This window comes from Rugosimonospora africana (assembly GCF_016862975.1).
Lineage (GTDB): Bacteria > Actinomycetota > Actinomycetes > Mycobacteriales > Micromonosporaceae > Rugosimonospora > Rugosimonospora africana.
Genome location: NZ_BONZ01000075.1, coordinates 23285 through 36352 on the forward strand (window position 1 = coordinate 23285; position 13068 = coordinate 36352).

At 66.0% G+C, this 13068-nt stretch carries 10 protein-coding genes; all 10 read right to left on the reverse strand.

The window, feature by feature from the left end:
- Window positions 1-185: 185 nt before the first annotated feature.
- Entirely contained in the window at window positions 186-1289 is a 1104-nt protein-coding gene (locus Raf01_RS35165; protein ID WP_203922415.1) for a hypothetical protein, read from the reverse strand.
- Between the two features lie 139 nt (window positions 1290-1428).
- Window positions 1429-2262: a serine hydrolase gene (locus Raf01_RS50995; RefSeq protein ID WP_203922416.1), complete on the reverse strand. Its 834-nt coding sequence runs from the start codon at window positions 2260-2262 to the stop codon at window positions 1429-1431.
- Between the two features lie 33 nt (window positions 2263-2295).
- Window positions 2296-3966 (reverse strand): glucoamylase family protein, encoded by a 1671-nt coding sequence (locus tag Raf01_RS35175; protein WP_203922417.1) that lies wholly within the window; start codon window positions 3964-3966, stop codon window positions 2296-2298.
- 147 nt (window positions 3967-4113) lie between these two features.
- Window positions 4114-5016, reverse strand: coding sequence for an ABC transporter ATP-binding protein (locus Raf01_RS35180; protein ID WP_203922418.1), 903 nt, complete (start codon window positions 5014-5016; stop codon window positions 4114-4116).
- Window positions 5006-6181 carry an ABC transporter ATP-binding protein gene (locus Raf01_RS35185; protein ID WP_239134231.1) on the reverse strand — a complete coding sequence of 392 codons (1176 nt, stop codon included), beginning with the start codon at window positions 6179-6181 and terminating at the stop codon, window positions 5006-5008. Before Raf01_RS35185 ends, Raf01_RS35180 begins: the two co-directional genes overlap by 11 nt.
- Entirely contained in the window at window positions 6181-7086 is a 906-nt protein-coding gene (locus Raf01_RS35190; RefSeq protein WP_203922420.1) for an ABC transporter permease, read from the reverse strand. The genes Raf01_RS35185 and Raf01_RS35190 overlap by 1 nt, the downstream gene beginning before the upstream one ends.
- A 35-nt stretch (window positions 7087-7121) precedes the next feature.
- Window positions 7122-8105, reverse strand: a complete 984-nt coding sequence (locus Raf01_RS35195; protein ID WP_203922421.1) for an ABC transporter permease — start codon at window positions 8103-8105, stop codon at window positions 7122-7124.
- An 8-nt stretch (window positions 8106-8113) separates the two neighbouring features.
- On the reverse strand, window positions 8114-9772 hold the full coding sequence (locus Raf01_RS35200; protein ID WP_203922422.1) for an ABC transporter substrate-binding protein: 1659 nt from the start codon (window positions 9770-9772) through the stop codon (window positions 8114-8116).
- Window positions 9773-9786: 14 nt separating this feature from the next.
- A complete protein-coding gene (locus tag Raf01_RS35205; RefSeq protein WP_203922423.1) occupies window positions 9787-11676 on the reverse strand; it encodes a GH39 family glycosyl hydrolase in 1890 nt (629 codons plus the stop codon).
- Window positions 11677-11885: 209 nt separating this feature from the next.
- Window positions 11886-12929 carry a LacI family DNA-binding transcriptional regulator gene (locus Raf01_RS35210; RefSeq protein ID WP_239134218.1) on the reverse strand — a complete coding sequence of 348 codons (1044 nt, stop codon included), beginning with the start codon at window positions 12927-12929 and terminating at the stop codon, window positions 11886-11888.
- Window positions 12930-13068 lie beyond the last annotated feature (139 nt).

The following is a 13068-nucleotide window of genomic DNA, read 5'->3' on the forward strand; positions in this document are numbered from 1 at the left end:
GGCCCCGGCCACAGCTACTGCAGCCGCGACAGGTGCGGGATCCCCGGTGGCTGAGGCGACCACGATGGGGCCGAGGTCTACCGTAAGCGGCTGCCCCAACGGATCGTCCCCCAACGAGTACACGCCGATGAACGTGCCAACGCCGCAGATCATGCGTTGGCACGGTGGCCGACGGCGGCGGCACACTAGCCGCTGAGAGACGACAGCGGCATCGCGAACAGCACGCGCCGCCGCACAGCGGGCGCAATCCAGTGCATTTTCCCATTGGTCGCCCATTCCGTCTGTGACCAGACAGTCTCACCCCAGAGCGAGATGCCCTCCGAGTGCTGCGCCCAGCAGGCATCGCTCGGAACGGAGTCGCAACTGAACGTCGCGCCCGCGGTGGTGGCGTTGAGCCGGTTCATGATGCCGTGCTGGCCCTCCGAACCTCGGGCGTCAGCGACATAATACTGCCCGGCGTGTGACATCGAGCCCTGGATGCCTACGATCGGGGTCTCATACACTTCGGACGCGACCGCCTGTCCGCTGGCATTGAGGCTGAGGTTGCCATCGCTGCCGAAGTTGTAGCGGATCAGCCGGGCCGGTTGCGTCCCGCCCGAGCTGAACCAGTCGTTGACCAGCAGGCTCACGGGAGAGGTGCTGCGGTCGAGCGAGCCGGCGTCGAAGCACGGAACGGCGGTGTCGGTCGAGGGATTGCACGCCACCCCGGAAGCGACGCTGTAGGAGCCGATCGCCGGCATCACGTACTGGTAGCCGCCTGCCGCGTACCCCCCGGAAACCTTGCCCACCGCGGTCGAGTTGACCTGCGCCTGAAGGATCTGCGACATCGAGAACACGTAGATCTGGTTGTTGTCGGCGTCGCCCCAGTGCGCGGTCACGAACAGCTTGTCGCCGTACCACGCCATCCCGCCGAGGTGCGAGATTAGCGGGCGGAAGTTGGTGCCGCCCGAGGTCGGAACCACGAGAAACACCCAGCGGTACGTGAAGTTGGTGGGGTCGTTGGCGTTGATGAACGCAACCCTGGCCCAATCGTCCATGCTGGCGTTGTGGCCGGCCGGTTCCGGATTGCCGTTGTAGGACCACCCCGACAGGATCACCTTGTCGCCGCCGTACAACCCGTCGGCCTCGGCGTCGCCGGATGTCGTTATGCCCTGCGGCAGCCACAGCTGCGTCGCGGCGTCACCGGCTTCCCAACAGTACGCCGCCGTGGCGGAGGGGTTGATCGGGAGCGCCTCCTGCTCCGTGGCGCTGCATGAGGTGGTCATCGAGTGGTTGGCGCTGGCGAGCACCTGGTGCACCGTTCGCAGCGGCATCTCGCTGTCGAGTTGCGCCAGCGTCGCCGCGGCGTCGTTGTGCGGCACCAGCGCCGTCTTGGCCAGGTCAGCGGCCGAGGTGAGCGGCGTGAGCGCCGGCGGCGCCGAGGCCAAGTCACCCCCGCTGGGAACGGGAAGCCCGTCCGCGTGGGCGGCGCTGGCCGGAACCGCGGTCGCCGCGGCCACCAGGAAAGCGATGACCGCCGGTCGAATCCACGATGGACGGACGGTGGCGGCGGCTACTGGGTTGCGTTTGAAGATTGACATTGGCAATTTCGGCCTCCATTGCATAGAAGCTATCTGCCTCCCTTGACGGCGCCATACAGGACGCATACCGGTACACCGGATCTCTACGATCTATCCATTGAACGTCTATGATGAACCCCGTTGACTGAACCGCTGCGCCCCGTCGGCCGAGCCAGCCTATCCGCCGCAGAACTCCCAACTTGGTGAGCATCTGCACCGCCGTCGTGTACACCCCTTGCAGGGACGATGCGGCGGCAACGTCGTCCACGTAGGTCAGCGAGGCCGTCAGGGACTTACTGCCGTCGGGCGTGCTGTACATCAGCGTCGCGTAGCCCTGGACGCTGCCGTTGTGGTTGATCAGGATGGTGCCGCTGCAGTTCGCGTCCGCGTGCAGCTCGAACAACCCGAGGCCGTGGTCGCTCGTCGGGTCGCTGGTCGCGTGCGGCTTGAGCATCTCGGCCAGCAACGGGCGTGGCAGAAGCCTCCCGCCCAGCAATGCGGAGATGAACGTGTTGAGATCCTTGGTAGTCGAGATCATCTCACCGGCGCTGGAGATCCAGGAGGGATTCTGGCGGGTGATGTCGACCGTCCGCGTGGGCGGCGCCGAGGCGGCCGACGAAGCTCGACGACCCGTGGTCGAAGCGGTACACCCAGGCGCCGTCGAGTGGCGCTGCCACGGACCAACACAGCGGGCCTGCAGCACATGAGCGCTACAGGCCCGCTGGGCCGAACAGTGTTACTCGCCGAGCGTCATGTGCTCGACGCCGAGGTACGTCTGAGCGGCCCACGACACCGGGTCGCTCGCGAAATCACGTTGCACCGCACGGTTGCGTAGCGCATTGTCCAGCGATGCCATAATCATGGACTGATCGAGCACCAGGATCCGGTGGCCGACCGATCCGGTCGTCGGGTTCACCGAGTCGTAGAACCCGTTGGTGCCGTACACGCCGGGGAACTGCGTGCGCAGCTTCTGGATGTTCGCGTACGCCTGCTGCGGCGCCACGTCGAGCGCGAGGAACGATGCGTGCGGCGTGACCGTGTCTTCGGTGGCGCAGTTGTTGCACTGGGAGAGCGCCTCGTTCGGGTCCACCGTCGTTGCACCGGCACCGTGGTACGGGAACTGCTGGCCCTCTACGCCGAAGCCGCCGTAATTGCCGGAGTCATCAGCGGTCGACGACGGCGACATGCCCCAGACCGGATAACCCAGCTGCTGCGTGGCGTACTTGATCTGGACCTGTGCGGTGCGCGAGTCGGCCAGACCGAAGCTCGTCGGACCCCAGCTCGTCTCCGGCACGACCTCGTTGGCCATCAGCCCCTCGAACATCCCGCCGGAGTAGGTCGGGATGAAGCTCAGGTCCGAGTTCGGGTACGTGTAGTGGCCCTCCCATACCGGGAACTGCTGGTGGGAGACCGGATCGGTGATGCTGTCCCACTGCCCGCCCATCGGCCACTGGCCCTGCCACGAGAAGTCCGGATCCGTTGCGCAGTCGGCGAACGGCGCCGGTGGCGGCAACTCGCGCCAACTGCGCCACCACACGTTGCCGGGCATCTGGTGCAGGCCCATGCCGATGTAGGCCGAGATCCGCGGATCGCTGTAGAGCGCGCCGTTGTGGTAGTAGTGCGTCCAGTTGTCGCCGACGTCCGGGGGCGACCCGACGTAGTATCCGCCGTACATCTGGCCGGTCGGCTGGTTGCCTGGGATCGCCGGATTGACGTTGCAATGTGTCTCCGCGCGATTGTCGTAGAAGAGGCCGAAGTTCATCTGGTTCAGCAGAGCGTCCGCTTGCCGCGCCAGCTCCGGCATCGCCTGACGAACGACGATCAGACCCGAGGCGTACCAACCGTTGTCGACGTTGGACAGGAACGAGCAGTTGTCGAACGTGTTGCCGACGCGCGGACAATCACCCTGACCAGGATTCAGCAGCACCTTGCCGTTCGTCGTGTCGTACCACTGGTAGAGGAATCCGTTCGAGCGATCGAGGTGACTGACCTCGGTAAGCGTCGCTGAGATGAGCGTCCGCGCCGTCGACCGGGAGACCAGGCCGAGGTCCTCGGCCGAGACCACCGACCACAGGTAGACCCCGATATTCGACGCACCCGTGTACTGCCCGGTCGACGTCGGCGTGGCCGACCCGCCGGCATAGCTGACGTTGTCCATCGGCAGATGTGTTGCCGGGTCGACATCGTCGGCGAAGAACTTCCAGGTATCTCGGGCGATGCCGATGAGGTTCGCCCGTTGCCCGTTGGTCAAACCGGTGTACGTCTTGACCGAATGCGATCCGGCCGAATGTCCGTTGGCCGACATGGGCTGGGCCACTCCTGGTTGGGCCACTCCGAACACAGCGAGCACGATCACGCCGGCCAACGCGCACGCTCGGCGCGCGATCGTCGACTGCCTTTTTGTCATCCTGAGCCCCTCTTTCGTGCCTGGTGACGTGGCGCCTCGCTACGGGTCGGCGCCGGTTGGCTACGGAGATCCTTTCCGGCCGCGATCAGGCGACAGACCCCTGCGACGGCGGGCGGCGTCGGTTGACACCGCTCGAAAACACAGCCCTCAGGCCGCGGTCGTATCTGCCGATGCGCCCACCGCGCCGGCGGGTGGTTGCCGGACGAACGGTGTCGCCACGGCATCGAGCAGCCGCTTGGTGTAGCCGTCCTCGGGATGTTGGAGGACGTACTTCGTCTGGCCGCGCTCGACGATTCGACCGCGGTTGAGGACGAGGATGTGATCGGTCACCACGCGTGCGCTCAACAGGTCGTGCGTGATGTAAAGCAGGCTGAGCCCGCGCTCTTGGCGAAGCCGCCGTAGCAGCGACAGCACGCCGGCGCGCAGCGACACGTCGAGCATCGACACCGGTTCGTCGGCCACAATGACGTCGGGATCGCAGGCCAGTGCTCGCGCAATCACGACACGTTGACGCTGTCCGCCGGACAGTTGGTGCGGCAGCTTCGTTGCGTACTGTGCCGCCGGCATCAGGCCGACGATCTCCAGGAGCTCATGCACCCGTCGCACGGCATCCCGCGCGGACAGCCCGAGGATGTTCTGACACGGCCGCATAATCGTGTACTCGACCGTGTGCAACGGATTCAGCGCGCCGTACGGATCCTGGAATACCATCTGCACGCGGCCGTGATAGTCGCGAAGCCCGCCCGAGCGCAGCGCGTTGACCTCGATGTCGCCGAAGCGGATGGTCCCGCTCGTCGGCCGCTCCGATCCGGTGATGAGTTTGGCCAACGTACTCTTTCCGCTGCCGCTCGCGCCGACGAGCCCGATGGCGGCACCCGGTTCGATCACGAACGAGACGTCGTCGACCGCGGTGACCCTCGCGCCACGTCCTTGGCCGCGCGCCTTGTAGATCTTCGTCGCGTGCGCGATGGTCAGCGCCTGCGTGTTCGGGTGGCGGGTCGGCGGTGCGGCTGGCGTGGACGTTGCCGGCCCGGTCGCGTCAGTGGACATCGCGTACCTCCGTGCCATCCGCATCAGCCAGTACCTGCCGGGACGGTGTCGGGGGTGCCTCGGCGTCCGCCGATGTCTGGGCTGTGGGTTGCCGTACCGTGGCTGGCACACCACCATCGACCGGCGCGCTGTCTTTGCGAGCCCGCACGTGGCAGGCGGCTAGGCCATTGCCCAAGGCCGCCAGCGGCGGGTCCTTCAACCGGCAGATGTCTTCGGCGAGTGGGCAACGCGGCGTGAACGGGCAGCCGGCGAGCGACAGCGAGAGGTCGGGCGGGGTGCCGGGAATGCCACCGAGGTGGATCTCTTCGGCCCGCGGATCGGCGTAGCAACGCAGGAGTGCCTCGGTGTACGGATGATGTGCGCCGCCGACGAGCGACCGCGACGGCTGATCCTCGACGATCTCGCCGGCGTACATCACCATCACGCGGTCGGTCGCCTCGAGTACAACACCGAGATCGTGGCTGATCAGGATCGCGGTGAAGCCGTCTTCGCGCTGCAGATCCTTGATGGTCTGCATGACCGCCTTCTGTGCGATGACGTCCAGCGCGGTTGTCGGTTCATCGAAGATGATCATCCGAGGTTGGAGGGACAACGCGAGGGCGATCGATACCCGTTGCCGCATGCCGCCGGACAGTTCGTGCGGATAGCGGTCGAGCAGCGACGCGTCCAGCTGCACCTTGTCGAGCAATTCGGTGCCGCGGTTGCGGATTTCGGCCTGGCCCCAGTGTTCGCCCTCAACCTTGTGCGCCTTGAGAATGTCGCCGAAATGGTGGGCCACGGTCCGGACCGGATTGAGCGTGTTCATGCCACTCTGCAGAACGAGCGCGAATCCGCCGCGTCGCTGTCGACGAAGGTCCTCGCCATCGAGCAGCGAAATGTCCTTACCGTCGAAGAAGATCTCGCCCGACCGTAGGCGGGCCGGTGGGCGCAGCATCCGGGTGAGTGCAAATCCGAGCGTCGACTTGCCACATCCGGATTCGCCGACCAGACCGACGAACTCACCTGGTCGCAGTGTCACGTTGACGTCGCGTACCGACCAGATGCGCACGCCGCGCGCCGGCTCGTAGACGACGTTGACCCCCTTCGCCGCGAGTAGGGGGGACTCGCTCGCCTCCGGTTGCGGCGGTGGGCTGCTTGGCTCGCGGGGATGTTGCGACGTCGCCATCACTTCTCCCTGAGTCTCGGGTTGGACAACGCATCGACGCCGAAATTGACGAGCGTGAAGGCCGTGGCGAGCAACGCGATCGCGAGACCGGGGGCGAACACCAACAGCCACTGGCCGGTCAGCACCGAATTCTGTTGTTGGGCGTAGTAGAGGATGGTGCCCCAGCTCACGGTGTTGGGATCGCCGAGGCCGAGGAACTCCAGGCTCGCCTCGGCCATCACGGCCGCCGTGGCAGCGGCGAAGAAGCTGGCGGCCACAAGTGACGTCATGTTGGGCAGGATTTCCCGGAACACCACGCGATGGAGCCGCTCGCCGGAGAACTGCGCCGACGTGATGAAGTCACGGGTTCGCAGCGTGGTGGCCTGGCTGCGGATGACCCGAGCGCCGGTCGCCCAACTGGTGAATGCGACGACGAGGATGATTGTCCACACCGAATGGCTCTGCAGATACGCCGCCAGAATGATCATGAGTGGCAGACCGGGAATGACCAGCACCAGATTCGTGAGGAAGCTGAGGCCTTCGTCGACCGGTCCCGGCCGGTAGCCGGCGATCAGCCCGATCGTGACGGCGACAATCGTCGCGACGGCACCGGACACCAGTCCGACCAGCAGCGAGACCCGGGCACCGTACACCATCTGAGAGAAGACATCCTGACCGTTGCCGGTTGTGCCGAACCAGTTCGAACCATTCGGGTTCTGGTACGGCTGGAACGTCGTGGCGGTCGGCGAGTGATTGGCGATCAGTGGAGCGAAGATCGCGACCAGGACCATCAGCGCGATGATGATCAGCCCGATACGGGCCTTGCCGTTGCTCCATAGAGTTCGAAAGGCGCGCCCGATAACACGCAACGAGCCGGGTACGCGGCTCTCGCCGCCGGCCGTGACTGCCGCGGCCGCACCGGGCACCTGCGGTGGTGGGGTCGGGGTGCTGGTCAGAACGCTCATCGGCGCACCCTCGGATCGAGTCGTACGTAGAGCAGATCGACGATGAAGATCGCGACGAGCATGCTCACGGTGATGACGAGGAACAGGGCCTGCATCAAGGGGAAGTCGTGGTTGGATACCGCGATGTAGAGAAGATTCCCGAGGCCCGGATAGCTGAACACGCCCTCGACAAGGACGGATCCGCCGACGACCGCGCCGAGCGAGAGCCCGAACGCAGTGACGTTGGGCAGCAACGCATTGCGGGCGGCGTAGAGCAGCGCGACCGTACGCGAACGCAACCCGTTCGCTTCCGCGAACGTCACGTAGTCCTCCCCCAACGTGTTGATCATGTTGTTCCGCATGCCGAACACCCAACCGGACAAGGTCGTGATCGCGAGTGTCGCGGCTGGCAGGATGCTGTGGACGATCGCGTCCCGGACGAACGGCCACGTGAGCGACGGTGTCGCGCCTTCGTTGTAGCCGCCCTTGAGCGGGAACACGCCGAACCTGAATGCCAGCAGATAAAGCAGCAGCAGGCCGAGCCAGAACGGCGGGAATGCGCCGAAGAACGTTGCGCCGATCGTCACGGCCGAGTCGCCCGCCTTGCCTCGCCGCCAGCCGGCGTACACGCCGAGCAACGTACCGACGATGAACGCGATGATTGTTGTGCTGCCGACCAGCACGATCGTCCAGGGCAGCGCCTTGCCGATCGTGTGGGTGACGGTCTCGGTCGGAAATGAGTAGGACCGGCCGAAGTTGAGCGTGAAGATGTTCTTCCAGTACTGCCCATACTGGCTGAACACATTGGAGTGCGGGACGCCGAGTTGCACCTCGATCGCGTGGCGCTGGGTATTCGTGATGGCCTGCCCGGTCGACGCGATCTTGGCTAGAGCCGCGTCGACCGGGGAGCCGGGCATGAGCCTGGGCAGCGCGAAGTTCAGCGTGATCGCGGCCCAGAGCGTGATGACGAACAGCGCCACCTTCCGCAGGATGTAACGCACGGCTGGGCCTACGAAGCCGACTGCAGGCGGGTAGCCACGACGAGCATGGCATTCGTGTAGTTGGTCGGCAGCGTGTACGGGTTCTGCGCGGACGGCCAACCGGTGAAGTGGTTGTCCCGGAACAGGCCCCAGCTACCGCCATAGTAGAGCAGCACGACCGGCACCTGGTTGTACATGACCTGCTCGAGGGCGAAGGTGGCATTCCGCTGAGCCGATGGATCGGTGGCGGCGGCTAGCGCGCCCAGTGCCTGGTCGACGCTCGGGTCCTTGAATCGCTGGAAGTTGTTGACCGTCGGCGTCTTGACCGCAGCCGCGAACGAGCTGTTGAGCCCGTTGTTGAAGTCGGTGTACGGGTCACCCGAGCCGGCGAAGCCGCCCATCGCCGCGTCGAACGTGCCGCCCTGAGTGGCGGTCGAATACTGCGCGTACTGGGGTTCGTCGAGCGAGACCTTGATGCCGACCTGACCGAGTTCGGTGGCGACCTCTTTCGCCGCGGCAACCCAGTCACTGAAGTTGCCCGGCATCACGATCGTCATCGTGGCCTGCTTGCCGTTCGAGCCGATCAGCTTGCCACCGGTGAGGTGATAGCCGGCCGCCGCGAAGTCCTGCTGCGCCTGCGAGGCGCTCTGCGTGATGTTGCCGCTGTTCGGAATGCTCGGGTCGAGCCACTTTTGCAGGTTGGGCAGGATGAGGCCGGACATGCTGGCCTGATCCAGATAGCCGTTTACCGCCTTCTGAGCGATCGTCGTGCGGTTCAGCGACTCGGAGACCCCCTTACGGAAGCTCACGTTGTCGTACGGCGCCTTCGTCAGGTTCAGGAACAGCCCGATCGTGCCGCCCGGCGGGAACCAGTACGTGTTGTGAGCCGAGTCGCGATTGACGTAGGTGTTCTTGACATCGGGGATGAACGTGTAGGCCCAGTCGAACTTGCCGCTGGTCACGTCGAGCTGATTCGTGGCCTGGTTGCTGGCCTGTGCCGGGAATGCGACCTCGGACGGCGTGACCTTGTCGGCCTGCCAGTAGTTGGGGTTCTTCTTGAGCTTGTACTGCGTCGGCGCAAACGTGTCGAGCGTGAACGGACCGGTCACGACCGGCTTCGTGTCGGTGTACTTGACCGGGTCAGCGACCGACGACCAGGCGTGCTCCGCCACGATCGGCACCTGCGCCACCTGGGCGGCGAAGGGCACGTTCGGTTGCTTGAACGTCACAGTGAACGTGTTGCCCGCCCCGCTGACGCTGGCGACCTGCGCCCAGATGCCCCGCGTGTCGAGCGCCGGGAACTTCTTGAGCAGGTTGAACGTAAAGGTCACGTCGTTGGCCGAGAAGGCCTGCCCGTCGCTCCACTTCACGTTGGGACGCAGGGTGTAGACGAGGGTCGTGGGATTCGTGAACTTGTAACCGGTCGCGAGGAACGGGGTGTACGTGCCGTCGATGGGGCTGGGAATCTCCAATGGCTCGTACATCAGGAACTGGCCGTGCAATGCCGTGCTGGCAAACGGGTTGAAGTTCTCCACGAGGGTGGGGTTGCCCGCGTCGCCCTGGATCGTCAGCGTGCCGCTGCCGGCGGACGAGCTGGATTTCACGTCCGAGCCGCTGCAGGCGGCGGTCCCGAACAGTGCCACGGTTGTGGCCGCGGCGCACAACAGCATTGGCGTGCGGCGTTTCATGGTCTCTCCTTGTGTCAGTCCGGTTGATCCGAGGACCGCTGCTGGGGCGTCCCGGACGTCGACCGGACGGGACGCAACCGGATACGCGCCACGCCCGGCATGGGCAGTGAGTAGTCGAACCGGAGTCCGGTCACGGTCGATGCACCCTCGGTGGGGACGATCGGTTCGGTCGCGAGCGCATCGGCCGCGCGCAAGCGCGACCACAGCTGTTCGTCCGGCCAGACGGTGTCGGCCGGGCACGCGGCGGCGATGTTGGAATGGTTCACGTCGATCCGGGAAATGGTGACGTCGTAGGTGATGGCCGGATCGACTCCGCCGACTTCCAGCCGGACGTTGCGGTCCAGCCGTGCGTCACCGGACATGAGGGTCGCGTTGATGGTGCCGTTCCAGGTAAGGACATCGATCGTGCCGTCGTCGTGGCGGGTGGCCGAGCACTGTACGAGAACCGCTGCGCCGTCGCCGTCCACACTGTGAGCGAGCACGTGGTCGCCTTGATGCGCGGCCAGATGCGCCGCCCAATAGCGCGGTTTCGCGAGGTTGCCTACCGTCAGTAGACCAAATCCGTTGTGGAACAATCGATCCGGCCGGCCGAGCTCCTCGAAGTGGTCACTGGCGACCCAATAGGCGAGCGCGTCGAGATGATGCTGCGCCACGGCGTACCCGGCCAGCACGAAGGGTGCACCGAAGGCGGTGTCGTGAATCGGGCCGAAATGCGTGGAGCCGACGCCCCATTCGGTCCACCACACCGGCGTTTCGTCGAAGCCGTGCCGGTGCAGTGCCGGCCGTACGTCGAGCGGAAGGTTGCCGTACGTGTGACTGGTGACGAAGTCCAGCGGCACGTCGGCGTGCTCGGCGTGGGCGGCGAGACGCTCGATCCATTCGGCCGCTGCCGTCGACGGGCCACCGACCGCCAGTCTCGGATCAACTGCCTTCAACGCGCGTGCCGATTCCTCGTACAGGCGCAGGTACTCCTCGACTGTCCCCGTCCAGAACACGACGAGGTTCGGCTCGTTCCAGACCTCGAACGACCATTGCGCGACTTCGTCGATGCCGTACCGGCCGATGAGGTGTTCGGCAAACGCTGTGATCAGCGCACGCCACTCGGACCAGTCGGCCGGTGGCGAGATGATCCCGCGATAGGTGAACACCGTCTGCTGCGCATCGCGGGCGAGCGCGGCCGGCATGAACGACAGTTCGACGACGGGCCGGATCCCGATGTCGAGCAGTTGGTCGTAGATCGCGTCGACGCGATCGAAACAGTACGTGACACTGCCATCGCGACCGCGCCGGACAACGTCGTTATCGTCGTGAAGGATCGCGTGCGCGCGGACACGTTGTACCCCGAGGTCGTCGTGGACGCGCCGCAACGCGCTCGCAAACTCGTCGGCGATCCATTTCTGGTCGCCGTCGAGCAGCAGCTGTGACAGCCGTTCCGAGCCGATCATTTCCCAGACCCGGCGAAGGTTACCGACCACATGCGCGGCGTCGACCTTGACCGCGACGACGGGTGTACGGGCCGAACCATGGCCCTGCGACGTGTCGACGGAAATCGGCTCCGACCAGGTCCAGACCGGATAGTCGGCGCCGAGGACGGCCCCGACCCGGTAGGTGTACGTGGTCCCGTCGCGAACACCGGTGTCGGCGAAGGCAAGTTGGGCAACGGCCGGGACGTCGGCGCCACCGTGGTCGACGATGACAGGAACGTATCCCGCCTCGGCGCGTTCGATCACGTAGCCGGCCGCTCCGGCCACGGGCTTCCAGGACAGCCGCACGTGTCCCGTGGCCGCCTCGGCCCTCAGATCGGTCGGTGCGGGTAGCCGGGTGCCCTCGTCCGCGCCGGCGGTGTCGGTCAGCCGCTGGTAGATGCGCGTCTCGAAGTCAGTACGCGCGTCGGTCGACGTCATCGAACCGTGGCCACGTGGAGGTGCGATGCGCTCGCGGCAGATGGGTGTGGACCCGGCGCGACGAGACACACGGCCTCCGGGCTACCCACGCCATCTTCGTGGAGCGCTACAGCGCCTCGTTGCGTCATTTTGTGACTCCTTGTCGGTGCGGCCGGCAGTGATCGGCGCGACCGCCGGTGAGAGGGCGTCCAACGAGTGCCAGGGCATCGTTAGATTTCGGAGGTGCAGCCACAGCTTTCCCGGACGTCGACCCGTACCGGCATCTCGACCAGCCGGGCCGCGAGCGTCGGATCGGCCAGACGCTCCTCGAGCATGCTCACGGCCTTCTCGCCGAGCTGACGCATCGGCTGCGTGGCCGTGGTGAGGGCGGGCCGTACGTGCTGGCCCAGTTGGATACCGTCAAAGCCGGTCACCGCCACATCCTGCGGAACTCGCAACCCGGCCCCTGCCAACGCGGTCAACGCGCCCAACGCGGTCTGATCGTTGGCGCACACCAGCGCCCTGGGACGGTGCCCGTCAGCCAGGAGTTGAGCGACCGCGCGCCGCCCACCCGCGGTGGTGAAGTCGCCAGCCGCGTGGGGACGCTGCGCGACCGGCAGCCCACGTTCGGCCAGGGCCGCCTGGAAACCGTCGAAGCGGGCCGCCGAGTCAGGCGAGTCCGGCCCGGCCACAAACCACACGTCGGTATAGCCGTGCACATCCACCAAATGCCCGGTCAGCTCGCGGGCACCCTCCCGGTTGGCTACCACGAGGTGGTCGACCACTCGCGCGGCCTCATCCGAGGTACGGGGCCCGGCCAGCATCGTGACCGGGATCCGGCCGGCGATCCGTTCCAACTCCGGCGCCGGCACCGTGCGGGCCAGCACGACCATGCCGTCGCACCGACCGGCGACGGTCGTCACGAGATCGACGTCGTCGGTCTCGTGACACGCCGCGATGAGTAGCGCGTATCCCCGGCGTCGGGCCGCACGTTCCATCCCCCGAATGATCTCGTCATACCAGAACATCGCATCCGAGTCGGTGTCCTGATCCCCGACCAGGTCCGGGAAGCACAATCCGAGCACTCCGGCGCGCCTGGCGGCCAGGTCGCGGGCAGCGCCGCTGGGTACGTAGCCCAGTTCAGCGACCGCCGCGAACACCCGCTCCCGGTACTCCGGGCGGACTCGATCGTTGCCCGACAACACCCGGGACACAGTCGCGGTAGACACCCGGGCGTGCCGGGCAACCTCATACACCGTGGGCACGGTTCGCACAGCGGCCGACTCCCCATCCTGTGTGTACGCGCTTACTGTATGCGCGTACAGGAGGCAGTATGGCGAAGGTGAATGGCGATGTAAAGACCCTGAACACCAGCCCGATCCGGCCGGCTCGAGCGCGACCTCGCCGCCACCC